Annotated in this window: 20 protein-coding genes; 11 read left to right on the plus strand and 9 right to left on the minus strand. The window is 68.2% G+C overall.

From position 1 onward, the window contains the following. Window positions 1-66: 66 nt before the first annotated feature. Complete coding sequence (locus LGY53_RS27325) at window positions 67-639, plus strand: TetR/AcrR family transcriptional regulator (RefSeq protein WP_225729572.1); 573 nt, start codon at window positions 67-69, stop codon at window positions 637-639. A 72-nt stretch (window positions 640-711) separates the two neighbouring features. On the opposite strand, the gene LGY53_RS27330 is transcribed toward LGY53_RS27325, so the two are convergent. Beyond that, window positions 712-1623: an RNA polymerase sigma-70 factor gene (locus LGY53_RS27330; RefSeq protein ID WP_225729573.1), complete on the minus strand. Its 912-nt coding sequence runs from the start codon at window positions 1621-1623 to the stop codon at window positions 712-714. A 170-nt stretch (window positions 1624-1793) separates the two neighbouring features. On the opposite strand from LGY53_RS27330, the gene LGY53_RS27335 reads away from it, so the two are divergent. Next, on the plus strand, window positions 1794-2279 hold the full coding sequence (locus tag LGY53_RS27335) for a carboxymuconolactone decarboxylase family protein (protein WP_225729638.1): 486 nt from the start codon (window positions 1794-1796) through the stop codon (window positions 2277-2279). Between the two features lie 13 nt (window positions 2280-2292). Here LGY53_RS27335 and LGY53_RS27340 read toward each other — a convergent pair whose 3' ends face one another. The 4 genes from LGY53_RS27340 to LGY53_RS27355 all read right to left on the minus strand — a co-directional run bounded on the left by LGY53_RS27340 (window position 2293) and on the right by LGY53_RS27355 (window position 5510). After that, the gene (locus LGY53_RS27340) at window positions 2293-3063 is read right to left on the minus strand and encodes a Clp protease N-terminal domain-containing protein (RefSeq protein WP_225729574.1); all 771 of its coding nucleotides are present in this window, start codon (window positions 3061-3063) and stop codon (window positions 2293-2295) included. Window positions 3064-3128: 65 nt separating this feature from the next. Further along, complete coding sequence (locus LGY53_RS27345; protein ID WP_225729575.1) at window positions 3129-4358, minus strand: RNA polymerase sigma factor; 1230 nt, start codon at window positions 4356-4358, stop codon at window positions 3129-3131. After that, window positions 4359-4733, minus strand: coding sequence for a YciI family protein (locus LGY53_RS27350; RefSeq protein ID WP_374111241.1), 375 nt, complete (start codon window positions 4731-4733; stop codon window positions 4359-4361). A 93-nt stretch (window positions 4734-4826) separates the two neighbouring features. Then, window positions 4827-5510 carry a cytochrome P450 gene (locus LGY53_RS27355; RefSeq protein ID WP_225729576.1) on the minus strand — a complete coding sequence of 228 codons (684 nt, stop codon included), beginning with the start codon at window positions 5508-5510 and terminating at the stop codon, window positions 4827-4829. Window positions 5511-5574: 64 nt separating this feature from the next. Here LGY53_RS27355 and LGY53_RS27360 point away from each other — a divergent pair, with 64 nt between their 5' ends. Continuing rightward, window positions 5575-6282 (plus strand): helix-turn-helix transcriptional regulator, encoded by a 708-nt coding sequence (locus tag LGY53_RS27360; protein ID WP_225729577.1) that lies wholly within the window; start codon window positions 5575-5577, stop codon window positions 6280-6282. A gap of 203 nt (window positions 6283-6485) precedes the next feature. Here LGY53_RS27360 and LGY53_RS27365 read toward each other — a convergent pair whose 3' ends face one another. Beyond that, window positions 6486-6683, minus strand: coding sequence for a hypothetical protein (locus LGY53_RS27365; RefSeq protein WP_225729578.1), 198 nt, complete (start codon window positions 6681-6683; stop codon window positions 6486-6488). A 78-nt stretch (window positions 6684-6761) separates the two neighbouring features. Between LGY53_RS27365 and argC the strand changes: the two genes are divergently transcribed. From argC to LGY53_RS27400, 7 genes are all read left to right on the plus strand, one after another. Beyond that, a complete protein-coding gene (gene argC / locus LGY53_RS27370; protein WP_225729579.1) occupies window positions 6762-7820 on the plus strand; it encodes an N-acetyl-gamma-glutamyl-phosphate reductase in 1059 nt (352 codons plus the stop codon). Further along, window positions 7817-9034, plus strand: a complete 1218-nt coding sequence (argJ, locus tag LGY53_RS27375) for a bifunctional glutamate N-acetyltransferase/amino-acid acetyltransferase ArgJ (RefSeq protein WP_225729580.1) — start codon at window positions 7817-7819, stop codon at window positions 9032-9034. Before argC ends, argJ begins: the two co-directional genes overlap by 4 nt. Then, window positions 9031-9957, plus strand: coding sequence for an acetylglutamate kinase (gene argB / locus LGY53_RS27380; RefSeq protein WP_225729581.1), 927 nt, complete (start codon window positions 9031-9033; stop codon window positions 9955-9957). Before argJ ends, argB begins: the two co-directional genes overlap by 4 nt. After that, window positions 9954-11165 (plus strand): acetylornithine transaminase, encoded by a 1212-nt coding sequence (locus tag LGY53_RS27385; RefSeq protein ID WP_225729582.1) that lies wholly within the window; start codon window positions 9954-9956, stop codon window positions 11163-11165. The genes argB and LGY53_RS27385 overlap by 4 nt, the downstream gene beginning before the upstream one ends. Before the next feature lie 23 nt (window positions 11166-11188). Next, window positions 11189-12157 (plus strand): ornithine carbamoyltransferase, encoded by a 969-nt coding sequence (gene argF, locus LGY53_RS27390; RefSeq protein ID WP_225729583.1) that lies wholly within the window; start codon window positions 11189-11191, stop codon window positions 12155-12157. Beyond that, on the plus strand, window positions 12154-12657 hold the full coding sequence (locus LGY53_RS27395; RefSeq protein WP_225729584.1) for an arginine repressor: 504 nt from the start codon (window positions 12154-12156) through the stop codon (window positions 12655-12657). The genes argF and LGY53_RS27395 overlap by 4 nt, the downstream gene beginning before the upstream one ends. A gap of 114 nt (window positions 12658-12771) precedes the next feature. Beyond that, window positions 12772-13704, plus strand: a complete 933-nt coding sequence (locus LGY53_RS27400; RefSeq protein WP_225729585.1) for an FAD-dependent oxidoreductase — start codon at window positions 12772-12774, stop codon at window positions 13702-13704. Window positions 13705-13769: 65 nt separating this feature from the next. Here the strand turns inward: LGY53_RS27400 and LGY53_RS27405 are convergent, their stop codons facing one another. Both LGY53_RS27405 and LGY53_RS27410 read right to left on the minus strand, forming a co-directional pair. Beyond that, window positions 13770-14192 (minus strand): MerR family transcriptional regulator, encoded by a 423-nt coding sequence (locus LGY53_RS27405; RefSeq protein ID WP_225729586.1) that lies wholly within the window; start codon window positions 14190-14192, stop codon window positions 13770-13772. Then, entirely contained in the window at window positions 14189-14518 is a 330-nt protein-coding gene (locus LGY53_RS27410) for a hypothetical protein (RefSeq protein ID WP_225729587.1), read from the minus strand. Before LGY53_RS27410 ends, LGY53_RS27405 begins: the two co-directional genes overlap by 4 nt. A 250-nt stretch (window positions 14519-14768) precedes the next feature. Between LGY53_RS27410 and LGY53_RS27415 the strand changes: the two genes are divergently transcribed. After that, window positions 14769-15140 (plus strand): DUF4186 domain-containing protein, encoded by a 372-nt coding sequence (locus LGY53_RS27415; protein WP_225729588.1) that lies wholly within the window; start codon window positions 14769-14771, stop codon window positions 15138-15140. A gap of 69 nt (window positions 15141-15209) precedes the next feature. On the opposite strand, the gene LGY53_RS27420 is transcribed toward LGY53_RS27415, so the two are convergent. After that, window positions 15210-16058 carry a fumarylacetoacetate hydrolase family protein gene (locus LGY53_RS27420; protein WP_225729589.1) on the minus strand — a complete coding sequence of 283 codons (849 nt, stop codon included), beginning with the start codon at window positions 16056-16058 and terminating at the stop codon, window positions 15210-15212. Window positions 16059-16096: the final 38 nt, after the last annotated feature.

Here is a 16096-nt window from a genome sequence, read left to right on the forward strand (position 1 = left end):
ATAACCTGAGGTTAGACCTGTTATACGAACCCGTACAACGGGTTTGGGAAGTGAGGTGGACCACGTATGGGCGCACTGCGCACACCGCGCGAAGCATGGGTCGAGGCGGGGCTGCGGGCACTGGCCGACGGCGGCGTCGACGCGGTACGGGTCGAGGCGTTGGCCAAGACGCTCGGCGTGACGAAGGGCGGGTTCTACGGCTACTTCGCCGACCGCGACGCGCTGCTCACCGCGATGCTCGACGTGTGGGAGCGGGAGAGCACCGATGATGTCATCGCCCGCCTCGAACAGGCGGGCGGCGACGTGCTGGACCGGGCGCGGTTGGCAGGCAAACTCACCTTCTCCGGCGACCGCCTGCTCCCCATCGACCTGGCCATCCGCGACTGGGCCCGCCGCGACCCGGCCGTCGCCGAACGCCTGCGCCGCGTCGACAACCGGCGCATGCAGTTGCTCCGCGACGCGATCGGCACCATCTGCACCGACCCCGACGAGGTCGAGGCGCGCAGCCTGCTCGCCTTCTGCGCCGCCATCGGCAGCCATTTCCTGGCCGCCGACCACCCCGGCCGCACCCGCGCCGAGGTCATCGCCCGCGCGGGCGATTTCCTCCTCGACCGATCGCCGGGTGACTGCGCTCGGTGAGTGCGTTCGGCCGCTTGACCGCAGGGCGAATTTCAACTAACGGCCTACGAATTCGCTACTGCCGCAACAGGTTCAGTGTACGAGACGGTGCAGCGCGGTCTCTCGCTCCGTCCGGGAAAGCTTGGCGGGGTTGCGAACCGCGTACAGTCCGCTGACGAGCCCGTCGTCGATCCGAACGGTCAGAATGGTGTCGACTCGGCCATCGATCCGCACGACGAGGGCCGGATGACCGTTGATCTGCTCGGCCCGCAGCAGTGCGGTGCCCGCGATCCGGCCGACCACTCGGGCCACCGGATCGGCTCCCACGATCGGCTCCAGTGCGGCTTGTACGACGCCACCACCATCGGTCAGCAGGACCACGTCGGGCGCCAGCACATCGAGCAGATTCTGTAGGTCGCCGGTTTCGATCGCGCGCTGGAAAGCTGCGATGGCGGTTCGGGTTTCGGCCGCGGAGACCGCGCCGCGTGGGCGACGCGCGGCGACATGCGCCCTCGCCCGGTACGCGAGTTGGCGCACCGCGGTGGGAGTCCGGTCGACGGCGGCGGCGATCTCTTCGTAGCCCAGATCGAAGACCTCGCGCAGCACGAATACCGCCCGCTCGATCGGTGCGAGCGTTTCCAGCACCAGAAGCATTGCCACGGAGATGCTTTCGGCCAGCTCGACATCCTCGGCCACATCGGGGGCGGTGCGCAGCGGTTCGGGCAGCCAAGGGCCGACATAGGATTCGCGGCGGCGGCCGAGTGAGCGCAGCCGGTCGAGCGCCTGGCGAGTGGTGATCCGAATAAGATACGCGCGCTGATCCTGGACCGTGTCGAGGTCGACGCCGGTCCACCGCAGCCAGGTTTCCTGGAGTACGTCCTCGGCGTCGGCGGCCGAGCCGAGCATTTCGTAGGCGACGGTGAACAGGAGATTGCGGTGGGCGATGAAGGCCTGGGTGGCCGGGTCCGGTCGATCGCCGCGGTCCTCGGGCACTGTTGCGGCCATGGGTGACTCCTGTCTTCGCTTGCGGATATCACCTCACCAGACGCCGGTTCGCCCTATTTCGTAACACCGGCGGTGTAGTGGCGCTCGTCACACGATGATGCCGTTATGCGGATCCGGTCACGGTCGTCTCTTGGTCGTTCAATTCAGTAACCCGAGTGAGGAATTCGATGATGGAACCCCGTTTCGACCTGAACGGCAACGAGTTCGGCGCCAAGATCGGCAAGCGGTTCGCCAATACCAGCATGGCGATCATGGGGTCGTCGCTGCCGAAGTCGCTGCAGGAGTTGGTGGAGTTGCGCGCCAGCCAGATCAACGGCTGCGGTTACTGCGTCGACGCCCACAGCAAGGAACTGGCGGCCGCGGGCGAGCCGCCGGTGCGGATCAATCTGGTCGCCGCCTGGCGCGAGTCGACCGTATTCACCGAGGCCGAATGCGCCGCCTTGGCACTCGCCGAGGAGGGCACCCGGCTCGCCGACGCCAATCATGGTGTGTCCGATGAGACCTGGGCTCAGGTGCGTAAGCACTACGACGACGATCAGGTCGCCGCGCTGGTCTATCTGGTCGCCATGATCAACGCCGCCAATCGGCTCCTGGTGATCACCCGGACAAAGGGCGGGTCATACGAACCGGGCACTTTCGACAGCGTGGCGAGCTGAGCCGAATCGCGACCTACTCGCCGGGCTCCGGATTCGGTTCCGGAGGCGGCGGGTAGGGATCCGGGTACGGATTCGGATAGGGCTCCGGATACGGCTCCGGATGGGGGTATGGGTCGGGATAGGGGTCCGGATACGGATCGACGAGGCGCTGTACCTCGGCGGTGAGCCGCTCACGGGTGACGCCGAGCGGTTCGAGTACTCGGTCGAACAGTTCCGGATCGCTGGCGAGCAACGCCCAGAGCAGGTGCTCGGTGCGGACGTGTGTGCTATCACCCTGGGACGCTTTGAGTTTCGCCAGCGCGATGGATTTCATGGTCCGCGCCGCCAGCCCCGGTTCGCGGCGTCCGAGATAGTTGCGCAGCAGCGCGCCGGAGATGCCGAGATCGGCGATGGCGATGCGGGCCCGTGACCCCTCCGTGGTCGAGGCGGCGCGCAGCACGCCGAGCAGGATATGTCCGGGCGCGATGCTCTCGGCGCCCATCTGGATGGCTTCCCGCAGTGACGCCTCCAGCGCCGCCTTCGCCTCGTCGTCGAACGGAATATGGCCGATCTCAGCGTTTTTCGCCGATCCGGGGGTCAAATCGATCAGTGCGATCGCCGCCGTCGGCGTCAGATCGACCTGGGTGAGCAGCCTGCCGATCGGGGATGCGGTGTCCTCGCCGGATTCCCGCAGGCAGGCGACCAGCAGATGTTCCGCCCCGATGTGGTCGTGGGCGAGTCGGCGCGCCTCTTCCGCGGCGAGTACGACGACTCGCCGGGCCCGATCGGTGAATTTCTCGAACACAGAGCTACCTCTGATTCCGCCGCATAGGTCCCATGCTAGCGACGAAAACGAAGCCGGGTGTGGGCTCAGCGGATATCGGAGGCGCCGGAATTGCGGCGGCGCAGCAGGAATTCTCGTTCGGCGTCGTTTGCCGTCCGTTCGATGGCGGCATCGTATGCCGCGATCGCTTCGGCCTCGCGGCCGAGCCTGCGCAGCAGATCCGCGCGAATACCGTGGAACAGATGGTGATTCGGCAATTCGATCGAATCGAGTTGCGCCAGCGCGATTTCCGGTCCGGATATCTCCGCTACGACCACGACGCGATTCAATGCGACGATCGGATTCGGTGTCAGCGTGAGCAATTGGTCGTAGAGGGCGAGGATCTGCGCCCAATCGGTGCTCGCGGTATCGGCCGCGTCGGTGTGCACCGCATTGATCGCCGCTTGAATCTGATACGGTCCCGGTCGATTGCGCCGCAGACATTCCAGCACGAGCGCATGGCCCTCGGCGATCAGGGTGCGGTCCCACAGCCCGCGGTCCTGGTCGGGGAGCGGGATCAGTGCACCGTCGGCGGAAGTTCGCGCGGCCCTGCGTGATTCGGTGAGCAACAGCAGCGCGAGCAGACCGCGCACCTCGGGTTCGTCGGGCATCAGCTCGGTCAGCGCTCTGGCGAGCCGGATGGCTTCCGTGCACAGATCCGCCCGCGTCAGCCGCGCACCCGACGACGCGGTGTGCCCCTCGGTGAAGATCAGGTAGATCACCGCGAGCACCGCCGAAAGCCGGTCGGGCAGTTCGGCATCCGTCGGTACCCGGTATGGGATTCCGGCGTGGCGGATCTTGTTCTTGGCCCGCACGATCCGCTGGGCGATCGTCGGCTCGGCGGCCAGGAAGCCGCGGGCGATCTCGGCGGTCGTGAGGCCGCCGAGTAGCCGTAAAGTCAAGGCCACCTGGGCATTTCGTGCCAGCGCCGGATGGCAGCAGGTGAAGATGAGCCGCAGCCGGTCGTCGCGCACCGCGCCGGTGTCGTCGGGTTCGCCGGATATCCGCAGCAGCGCCGCCTGCGCGTATTTGTCCTTGCGCGCCGCCTCCCGGCGCAGCCGGTCGATGGCCCGGTTGCGCGCGGTGGTGAAGATCCAGCCGGGTGGACTCGGCGGCACACCCTCGCTCGGCCAGCGCAGCACCGCCGTGGCGAACGCATCCTGCACCGCGTCCTCGGCGAGGCCGATATCGCCGAGGACGCGGGTGAGGCCGGCGACCGCGCGGCCGTAGTGTTCGGCGAACACGTCGCGGATCACCGCGTGTGCAGCGGGAGTCATCTACTCGTCGACCAGCGGCCGGACCTCTACCGGCAGCGCGCCGAGGATGGTGGCGAGGCGGCGTCCCCAGGTCAGCGCCTCGTCGAGGTCCTCGGCGCGGATGATGCTGAACCCGGCGATGTACTCCTTCGACTCCAGATACGGGCCGTCGGTCACCAGGACCTCGCCGCTGTTCGCGCGCAGCACGGTCGCGGTATCCGGCCCGTGCAGGCCCGCGGCGAATACCCATTTGCCCGCTGCGCGCAGATCCGCGTTGAACGCGTCGACCTCGCGCATGATCTCGTCCAGATTGTCCGGCGGCGTCGCGCCCTCGGGCTGATAGATGCCGAGCAGGTACTGTTTCATGCCGCTCCTCGGGTCGGTGACAGTGCTCATCATTACTCCTTCGGTAGGCGCCGATCCCGTCGATCGGCCTCATCTCCTACACGAACGCGCACCGCGGGAATCGACACCGCCGCGAAATCTTTTTCAGGACCCGTCCCGTGCCAGGATTCCGGTGGCGAGCGCGGTGGCGTGTTCGCGGCCCGGGCAGGCGTGCGGTCCGGCGCCCCAGCCGAGCCCGGGATGGCGCATATCGAGTTCGACGAGTTCGCCGTCGATGACGCGCCGGGTCACCCGCAGCGGCGGATCGTCGCGCATGGTCTGCTCGATCCGTTCCACGGCCGGTTCCGAGCCGCCGCGGGCCCGCACGTTGGCGACCAATCCGTTTGTCGCGGCGCAACTCTGGACCAGCACACAGATCCGGGCCGCGGTGATCTCGTCGGCGACGCCACCGCAGGCGGCGACCAGTTCGGCCACGGCGGCATCGGCCGCCGCGCTGTCCGGCTCGTGCGGATGGTAGTGCGCGGCAACCAATTCCACGGATTCGGCCGAAATGCCTTGCAGCCCCATGGCTTCGGCGAGCGCCGTCACATGCGGCAGCGGCCCGGCCGCGGTCAGCACCCGATCGCGCAGGTCGGCGGGCGCGAGCCGGGCGAGTTCGGCCAGCACCAGGGCGCGGCGGCGCGCATGGTCCGCGCCGTCGCAGAACCGGGGGACGTTGGCCCGTAACCAGGCCATTCCGATGGGATGGCGACCCTGCGGAGCGTGCGGGACGGGCGCCTGCGCGAGCGCGGCGCGCACCTGGTCGGGATCGGTGAGCACAGTATTCATGTGGCGACGGTAATCACCGGATATTTCGTCGACCGCCGAAATGTCGGCGCACCATCATGGTGGGGTGGATACCAGAGGAGCCGACCTTGCCGCACTGGCCGCGCTGCTGGCCGACCGCACCCGCGCCGGGATGTGCCTGGCCATGATCGACGGCCGCGCCTGGACCGCGGGCGAGTTGGCCAGGCATGCGGGTGTCGCGCCGTCCACCGCGACCGAACATCTGAACCGGCTGCTCGCGGGCGGTCTGCTCATCGAGCGCCGCCAGGGCAGACACCGCTATGTGCAGCTGGCGAATTCGCGGGTGGCCGAGCTGTTGGAGGCGCTCGCCGCCTATGTCGGACCCCCGCGCGAGGAGGTGCGGAACCTGAAATCGGCCACCGTCGCCGCGACCATGGCCCGCGGCCGCACCTGTTACGACCATCTGGCGGGCCGGCTCGGCGTCGCCATCGCCGATGCGCTGACCGAGCGCGAATTCCTGGATGCCGCAAACGGTTTCGCCTTGACCGGGAGCGGAATGGCCTTTCTGACCGGCCCGCTCGGCATCGATCCGGAGGTGCTGCGCGGCACCCGGCGACCGCTGGCGCGCCCCTGTCTGGACTGGACCGAACGCCGCACCCACCTCGGCGGCCTGGCGGGCGCTCAGGTCTGCCGCCGCCTGCGCGAGTTGGACTGGATCAAACGGATCGGTTCGGGCCGGGCCATCCGCGTCACCCCGGCAGGGGAGGACGGACTGCACCAACTGCTCGGTATCGATCCGGCGGAACTGCGCTGAGTGCGCGCACAGCGATCAGCTTGCCGCGCAAGCAATTACACGCGGATCCTATGCGCTAAAACCGGTGCGAAACCGTCCTGCGAGCGATGAAGTCGATCGGTGGTTCGGGCGATCAACCCCGGGGAGCGCCCGAACCACCGAATCGACGCCATCGCGCTCGTTCATCGCCCGAGCCCCGGCCGGAGCGAGGCGCGAAAGCATCGCTACCTCGCCCGCAACTGCCGAAGTCGATCGGCTACCCGGGCAATCACTACGGCGAGTGCCCGGGCCGCCGATTCGACGCGGCGCAGCAGCTCGGCCAGTTCATCCTCGGTCGCGGGTGTGAGGTCGAGCCCACGCAGTCCGGCGACCGCTCCCTCCAGGGCGGCAAGCTGCTCCTCGAAGCGTCTGTTCGAACGCATGTTCTAATCGTAGCGTAGATTCGCTCCCCAGTCACACCCAACCGTGAATGAGCTTGCATAGTCGTGCATAATCATCACATGGTTGATATCTCGGACGGACCCGCGCTGCGGGTCGCGGTGGCCGGTGCGAGCGGATACGCGGGCGGTGAGGTGCTGCGCCTGCTGCTCGGTCACCCCGCCTACCGCGCGGGCCGCCTCGTCATCGGGGCGCTGACCGCCGGGTCGAATGCCGGAACCGCGCTCGGTGAGCTGCAGCCGCACCTGCTGCCGCTGGCCGACCGGGTGCTGGCCCCGACCACCGCCGAGGAATTGGCCGGGCACGACGTGGTTTTCCTGGGACTGCCGCACGGCCAGTCCGCCGCCATCGCCGCACAGCTACCGGATTCGACCGTGATCATCGATTGCGGCGCCGACTTCCGGCTCACCGATCCCGCGGCGTGGCGGAAGTACTACGGCAGCGACCATGCGGGCAGCTGGCCGTACGGCCTACCCGAACTACCCGGCGGCCGGGCAAAGCTGAAGGGCGCCAAGCGAATCGCGGTTCCCGGTTGCTATCCCACCGTCGCCAGCCTCGCCATGGCCCCCGCCGTCGCGGCGGGCATCGTCGAACCGGCGGTGACGGTGGTCGCGGTGAGCGGAACCTCGGGCGCGGGCCGCAAACTCGATATCGGCCTGCTCGGCTCGGAGGTGATGGGTTCGGCCCGCGCGTACAACATCGCGGGGGCGCACCGGCACACCCCGGAGATCGCGCAGAACCTGAAGGCCGCGGGCGGCGCCGAGGTCGCCGTATCCTTCACCCCGGTTTTGGCGCCGATGCCGCGGGGCATTCTGGCCACGTGCACCGCCAGGACGACGGTGGACGCCGCGCAGGCCCGCGCCGTCTACGAAAAGGCTTACGCCGATGAACCTTTCGTGCATCTGCTGCCGGAAGGTCAACTGCCGCAGACCGGTTCGGTGCTCGGCGGCAATGCCGTCACGCTGCAGGTCGCGGTGGATGCCGACGCCGGGCAGCTGGTGGTGATCGGCGCGATCGACAACCTGACCAAGGGCACCGCGGGCGCCGCGGTGCAATCCATGAACCTGGCCGTCGGATTCGACGAGACCGCAGGACTTTCCACCGTAGGAGTGGCACCGTGACGACAACTGAGATCCCGGACGGAAAGCTGGTACGGACGCAGGGCGTCACCGCACCGCTCGGCTTCCGCGCGGCGGGTATCGCGGCGGGGATCAAGAAGAGCGGAAAACCGGATCTCGCACTGGTTTTCAACGAGGGTCCGGAATACGCGGCGGCCGGCGTATTCACCAGCAACAAGGTGCAGGCCGCGCCGGTGCTGTGGTCGCGGCAGGTGCTCAGCGGCGGCCGTCTGCGCGCGGTGATCCTGAATTCCGGTGGCGCCAACGCCTGTACCGGTCCGCTCGGCTTCCAGGACACCCACCGCACCGCCGAGGAGCTCGCGAAGGCGCTGAGCAACTGGGGCACCGAGACCGGCGCGGGCGAAATCGCGGTCTGCTCAACGGGTTTGATCGGTGACCGGCTGCCGATGGACAAGCTGATCCCGGCCGTCACCGAGATCGTGCACGAGATGGGCGGCGGCCTGTCCGGCGGACTGGACGCGGCGCACGCGATCATGACCACCGACACCGTGCCCAAGGAATCGGCCTTCCACCACCGCGCCAAGTGGAACGTCGGCGGGATGGCGAAGGGCGCGGGCATGCTCGCCCCGTCGCTGGCCACCATGCTGGTGGTGCTGACCACCGACGCCGCGGCCACTCCCGAACAGCTCGATCGCGCCCTGCGCAACGCGACCAAGCGGACCTTCGACCGCCTCGACGTCGACGGCTCCTGCTCCACCAACGACACGGTGCTGCTGCTGGCCAACGGCGCCAGCGAGGTCACGCCGACCCAGGACGAACTCGACGCCGCCGTGCTCGCGGTCTGCGACGATCTGGCCGCCCAGCTGATGGCCGACGCGGAGGGCGTCACCAAACGGGTGCGGATCACCGTCACGGGCGCGCACACCGAGGACGAGGCCGTCGCCACCGCGCGCTGCGTCGCCCGCGACAGCCTGGTGAAAACCGCGCTGTTCGGCTCGGATCCGAACTGGGGCCGGGTGCTCGCCGCGGTCGGGATGGCACCGGTCACCCTCGATCCGGACCGGATCGCGGTGTCGTTCAACGGAAATCCGGTCTGCGTCGACAGCGTCGGGGTGCCGGGCGCCCGCGAGGTGGACCTGTCCGGCGCCGATATCGATGTGCGGATCGATCTGAATGTCGGTGCGGCGTCGGCGATGATCCGCACCACCGACCTCTCGCACGGCTACGTCGAAGAGAATTCGGCGTACAGCTCATGACAAGTGATGCGGTGCGGGATCTTTCCGCACTCGACAAGGCGCATGTGCTGGCCGATGCGCTGCCGTGGCTGCGCAAATTCCACGACAAGATCGTCGTGGTGAAGTACGGCGGCAACGCCATGGTCGACGACGAGCTCAAGCGCGCCTTCGCCGCGGATATGGCCTTCCTGCGCACCGTCGGCGTGCATCCGGTGGTGGTGCACGGCGGCGGCCCGCAGATCAGCGCCATGCTGAAAAAGCTCGGCCTGCAAGGGGAATTCCGCGGCGGCTTCCGGGTGACGACACCCGAGGTGATGGACGTGGTGCGGATGGTGCTGTTCGGTCAGGTCGGCCGGGAGCTGGTCGGGCTGATCAACGCGCACGGTCCGTACGCGGTCGGCATCTCCGGCGAGGACGCGCGCCTGTTCACCGCGACCCGCCGCACCGTCGACGTCGACGGTGAGCCCACCGATATCGGCCTGGTCGGCGACGTCACCGAGGTGAACGCCGCCGCGGTGCTGGATCTCATTGGGGCAGGCCGCATTCCGGTCGTCTCGACCATCGCTCCCGACGCCGACGGCGTGGTGCACAACATCAACGCCGACACCGCCGCCGCCGCGCTGGCCGCCGGTATCGGCGCCGAAAAGCTGGTGGTGCTCACCGATGTCGAGGGTCTGTACACCGAATGGCCGGACCGCTCCTCGCTGATCACCCGCATCGACACCGGCGCGCTCGCCGAATTGCTGCCGCGCCTCGACGCGGGCATGGTGCCGAAGATGGAGGCCTGCCTGCGCGCGGTATCGGCAGGCGTGCCGACCGCGCATGTGATCGACGGCCGGGTGCCGCATTCGGTCCTGCTCGAACTGTTCACCGGAGAAGGAATCGGAACGATGGTGACGCCCGCGCCCGAGGGCACGGGGTCGCTGGACGGAACGAAAAAATGACCAAAGTCGAAGACCTGCAGCAGCGGTGGTCCGCCGCGATGATGAACAACTACGGCACGCCGAAGCTCGCGCTGGTACGCGGCGCGGGTGCGGTGGTCCACGACGCGGACGGCAAGCGCTACGTCGACTTCCTCGGCGGCATCGCGGTCAACAGCCTCGGCCACGCGCATCCGGCGATCCTGGCCGCGGTCACCGCACAGCTCGGCACGCTCGGGCACGTGTCGAATTTCTACGTCAACGAGCCCGCGGTCGAATTGGCCGAGCGGCTGATCGCCCACTTCGGCGTCGACGAGGAACACGGCACCCGGGCGTTCTTCTGCAATTCCGGCACCGAGGCCAACGAGGCCGCGTTCAAGATCGCGCGGCTCAGCGGACGGCCCAAGATCATCGCCTGCGCCGAGGCATTCCACGGCCGGACCATGGGTTCGCTCGCACTCACCGGGCAACCGGCCAAGCGGGAACCGTTCGCACCCATGCCGCCCGGCGTCGTGCACGTCCCGTTCGGCGACGCCGACGCGCTGGCCGCGGCGGTCGACGAGGACACCGCCGCCGTCTTCCTGGAACCGATCCTCGGCGAGAGCGGTGTCGTCGTCCCGCCGACCGACTATCTGGTCCGGGCGCGTGAGATCACCGCACGGCACGGCGCGCTGCTGGTGCTCGACGAGGTGCAGACCGGTATCGGCCGGACCGGAAAGTTCTACGCGCACCAGGCATTCGGCATCACCCCCGACGTGATCACGCTGGCCAAGGGTTTGGGCGGCGGCCTGCCGATCGGCGCGGTGCTCGCCACCGGGCCCGCCGCGCAACTGCTCACCCCGGGTCTGCACGGCACCACCTTCGGCGGTAATCCGGTCTGCGCGGCCGCCGCCAACGCGGTGCTGCGGACGATCGATGAGGAGGGGCTGCTCGCGCACGTCGAATCGGTGGGCAAGCGGCTGACCGACGGGATCGAACAGCTCGGGCATCCGCTCGTCGATCATGTGCGCGGTGCGGGCCTGCTGCTCGGCATCGTGCTCGCCGACGAGGTGTCGGCACAGGTCGAGGCGCAGGCGCGGGAGGCGGGATATCTGGTGAATGCGCCCAAGCCCAATGTGATTCGGCTCGCGCCGCCGTTGGTGCTCACCGAAACCCAGGTGGACGAATTCGTCGGCGACCTGCCGCGGATCCTGGACAACGCCGCCGCGGATGCGAAGGGGGCCAAGCAGTGAGCGCGGTATCGCGGAGCGATTCGATGAGGGGTGGCGGCCGGGCGACGGGTGGGCGTGGGCTACGGCATTTCCTGCGGGACGACGATCTGACCCCGGCCGAACAGGCCGAGGTGCTCGAGCTTGCCAGCGAGCTCAAGCGGAATCCGTTCGCGCACCGGCCGCTGGAGGGGCCGCGCGGTGTCGGGGTGATCTTCGAAAAGAATTCCACCCGAACGCGTTTCTCGTTCGAGGTGGGCATCGCCCAGCTCGGCGGGCATGCGGTGGTGGTGGATGGGCGCGACACCCAACTGGGTCGCGAGGAAACGCTCGGCGATACCGGGCGGGTGCTCTCCCGCTACGTCGACGCCATCGTGTGGCGCACCTTCGAACAGGTTCGGCTGGACGAGATGGTGGTCACCGCAACGGTTCCCGTCGTCAACGCACTGTCCAACGAATTCCATCCGTGTCAGGTGCTCGCGGATCTGCTGACGCTGAAAGAGAATTGGGGTGTGCTGTCCGGCCGCAATCTCACCTACCTCGGCGACGGCGCCAACAATATGGCGCATTCGCTGCTGCTCGGCGGCGTCACCGCGGGCATCAACGTAACCATCGCCGCGCCGGCTGGATTCGAGCCGCTGCCGTGGATCGTCGACGCGGCCCAGCGGCGGGCCGCGCAAACCGGCGCCACCATCACGATCACCGGCGATCCGGTCGCCGCGGCCAAGGGTGCCGACGCGCTGGTCACCGACGCCTGGACCTCGATGGGGCAGGAGAACGACGGCCTCGACCGGGTCGGCCCGTTCCGCACCTTCCAGGTGAACGGCGATCTGCTGGCTCAGGCGCAGCCGGATGCCGTTGTGCTGCACTGTCTTCCGGCGCATCGCGGCGAGGAGATCACCGACGAGGTGCTGGACGGCACGCACAGCGTCGTCTGGGACGAGGCGGAGAACCGGCTGCACGCGCAGAAGGCGCTGCTGGTGTGGTTGCTCGCGCGATGTGAGCGACGGTCGTGACGGCCGAGGCGGAGAAGGGTCCGGCGATCGCGCGGACCAGGGCCGGGCGGCAGTCCCGCATCGTCGAACTGCTGACCGCGCACGCGGTGCGCAGCCAGACCGAGCTGGCGGCGCTGCTCGCGGCGGAGGGCATCGAGACGACGCAGGCGACGCTGTCGCGGGATCTGGATGAGCTCGGCGCGGTGAAACTGCGCGCCGCAGACGGCGGTGCGGGCGTCTATGTGGTGCCCGAGGACGGCAGCCCGGTGCGCGGCGTCATCGGCGGCACCGACCGGCTCTCGAAACTCCTCGGCGACCTGCTCGTCTCCACCGACGCCAGCGGCAATATCGCGGTGCTGCGCACCCCGCCCGGCGCGGCGCACTACCTGGCCAGCGCATTGGACCGGGCCGCGCTGCCGTACATCGTCGGCACCATCGCGGGCGACGACACCATCGCGGTCATCGCGCGCGAACCGCTCACCGGCGCCGAGCTGGCGGCGAAAATCGAGCAACTCGCCTGACGGTGCGGCCGGCGTGCCCGTGCCGGAGTCGTTGTGTTGCTTCGTTATTCGAGCGGGGATACCGGTTTGGCCGGTGTCGGGGTCAGCGGAGTGGCAGGTGGGTTACCTTCGGGTATGGCGAATGACGTGCTGGTGCTCGGAGCAGGTGTTATCGGATTGACCACCGCGGTGTGCCTGGTGGAGGCGGGTCATCGGGTCCGGATCTGGGCCGAACGTCCGCCCGAGCGGACCACCTCGGCGGTGGCCAGCGGGTTGTGGGGGCCCGGTTATACGCCAAGGGATTTGGCGTGGAGCCGGGTCTCGCTCGCCGAATTCTCGCGGCTGGCCGGGGAATCCGGGTCCGGTGTGCATTTCGAGCGCGGGCTGCTGGCGTCGAGCCTATCGGCCGAACCGCCCGACTGGGTCGACGAGCTGGGCGATGTGCGCATCTGCAGCGCTGAGGAACTGCCCGACGGCATGGTGCTCGGACTGTGGAATACCGTCCCGTTGATCGACTTGCCCTGCTATCTCCGCTATTTGGTGGATCGGCTGGCCGCGGCGGGCGTCTTCGTCGTACAGCGGACGGTCCGGGATCTCACCGAGGCCACCTCGGCCGCGCCGATCGTGGTGAACTGCACGGGAATCGGGGCGCGCGCGCTCGCGGGCGACGACGGTGTGCAGCCGGTGCGCGGCCAGCACGTCATCGTGCGCAATCCGGGCATCGACTACTTCTACTACGAAACCATCGACAGCCCGGAATGGGCGGGCTTCTTCCCACACGGCGAGCGGCTCATCCTCGGCGGCATCCGCCAGCCCGGCGACTGGAGCCTGGAACCGGATCCCGAACTCGCCGACCGCATCCTACGCCGCTGCATCGCGGTGGAACCGAAACTCGCCGAGGCCGAGGTGCTCGGCCACGAGGTGGGTTTGCGGCCCGGACGCGCCGAAGCTCGTTTGGAGATCGAACATTTCGGCGACGCGCGAGTTGTGCACAACTATGGGCACGACGGCTTGGGCGTCAGCCTGTCTTGGGGGAGTGCTCGCGAGGTGACCCGCCTGCTCGGCTGAACGCGGCGAGGTGGTGGGCCGGTGCGGTGCGGAGGCCGACCGCGCAATATCCCGCGCCTGCTGGGTCAGCTGGACTCTTCGGTTGATCCGGTTTCGAAAGGTAGTGGGCAGGAGGGGGTTTCGCTGCAGGTGAGCAGATCGGTGCAGTCGGCGGCCAATGCGGCGCGGAGAGTGTCGCGAACCGTGGACAATTCGGCGATCCGGGACTCGATCCGGGCGAGCTTGGCGGCGGTTACGGACTGGAGGTCGGGACCGGGCCGGTTGCGCCGCGTCCGATGTATCAGCTCGGTTATCTCGTCGAGGGTGCAGCCGATTCGCTGGGCCGCCTTGATGATGCGCAGGATGGTTACCGTGTCTTCGGGGTAACGCCGGTGGCCGCCGAGCGATCGTTCCGGCTCGGTGAGCAGGCCGCGGCGTTCGTAATATCGCAGGGTTTGGATGTTCACGCCGGCGGCCGCTGCGACCTCGCTGGTGCGCAAGCCGGTCATGCCGAGGTTGCTCGGGTGACGATGCCGTCCAGGACGGCGGTGTGTGCCGTCGGCACCTCGATCTCCAGTAGTAGCGAATCTGGTTGTTTCGCAATGAATTCGAAGGTGAAGAAGGAGCAGCAGGCCGATTCGCGCGCGGTCAGCTCGCGGGCGGTGGCCTCGGCGTCGGCCGCCAACTCCAGACGTAGCCGGGTCGCGGAAACCCGGTGTACGCCACGTAATGCGGTCGCGAACAGCGCGTCGAATTCGGCGACGCGCAGCGGTTGCTGGGGGGTCGGCAGGGTGCAGGTATCGGTTGGCACCCAAGACAACGGGTTTCGGGTCATCACGTCTCCACCGATCGTGTTGCTTGATGATTCGATGCTAAGCCGGTACCTGGGTACCGAATTCAAGCCGGGCAGGACCAGAGTCAGGCCGCCCGCGAGCAGTAGCAGGCTGGGCAGGTCGAGGCGGCGGCATCGTGACCATGCCGCTGGATCAGCCGGTGTGGGGCGCGCTCGTGGACAAGTTCGGGATCACCTGGATGATCGACATCACCCAGCAGCAAGCCTGATCGACGACGGAGTTACCGCGGTAATGGACGAGTTGGACGCCAGATTGCACCGGATAGGGCAGCATCCTTTCCGCGCCAAGTTCCGGCTGCGGGGCCGGGACCGCGCAGTTGTCGACCTGCGCGGCATCACGACCGTCCGCAGACATGCCGAGGAGTTGGTCGACCGCAGGCTGGCTCCAGCCGAGCCACGCAACGATGGTCGCCCGACGCCATACCGGGGCCATCCCGTCTTCGTCGCCCAGCACGCCACCGCCACGTGCTGCCGCACCTGCCTGGCTCGCTGGCACCACATCCCCGCCGGACACGAGCTCGACGCTGCCGAACGCGGCTACATCGTGGAGGCGATCTGCCGGTGGATCGCGAAACAGTACGCTCCCGACTCCCCGCCGCCATGACCGGATCCAGGAGCCACCGGGTCCGAACCGAACAATCCGATCACCTTGCGGCGCAACATCAGACGGTGATCACGGTGCCTCACGGAAAACGTTGCGGGTGCGTCCGATCCCTTCGATTTCGAGTTCGACGACGTCGCCGGGACGGAGGTAGGGGTAGCGGCCGGAAAGGGCCACTCCCTCGGGGGTGCCGGTGTTGATGATGTCGCCGGGTTCGAGGACGGCGTACTGGGACAGATGCCAGACGAGGTGGGCGACATCGAAGATGAGGTCGGCGGTGGTCGAGTCCTGGCGCGGTTCGCCGTTGACATAGGAGCGCAGCCGCAGGTCGGTGGGGTCGAGCCGGTCGCGGGGGACGAGGGCGGGGCCGAGCGGGTTGAACGTCTCACAGCATTTGCCCTTGGACCATTGGCCGCCGGAATGTTCGAGTTGGAATTCGCGTTCGGAGACATCGTTCGAAATGGTGTATCCGGCAATGTATTTCATCGCGTCGGCGGGGGACTCGAGGTAGCGGGCGCGGGCGCCGATCACGACAGCGAGTTCGACCTCCCAGTCGGTCCTGGTGGAGCGGCGGGGGATCAGCACGTCGTCGTCGGGGCCGACGATGGTGTTGGGTGTTTTGAAGAAGATCACCGGTGCCTCGGGCAGCGGCGCGCCCGATTCCTTCGCGTGCGCGGCGTAATTCAGGCCGACGCACCAGATTGCCTGTGGGCGGGCGACGGGCGGGCCGACGCGCTGCCCGGTGATATCGATGGGTGTGAGCTGATCGGCAGCCAGAGCCGTTGCGATGGTGGCGATTCCGTCGGCGGCCAGGAACGCGCCGTCGATATCGGCGGTGACCGGCCGCAGGTCGTAGGCGCGGTCGCCGTCGACGACGACCGGCCGTTCGGCGCCGGGCGCGCCGATCCGCTGCAACTTCATGCTGGTGTTCCCTTCGAATTGATCTGTGGCAGTGGGTG

Source organism: Nocardia sp. JCM 34519.1 (assembly GCF_020361265.1).
Taxonomy (GTDB): domain Bacteria; phylum Actinomycetota; class Actinomycetes; order Mycobacteriales; family Mycobacteriaceae; genus Nocardia; species Nocardia arthritidis_A.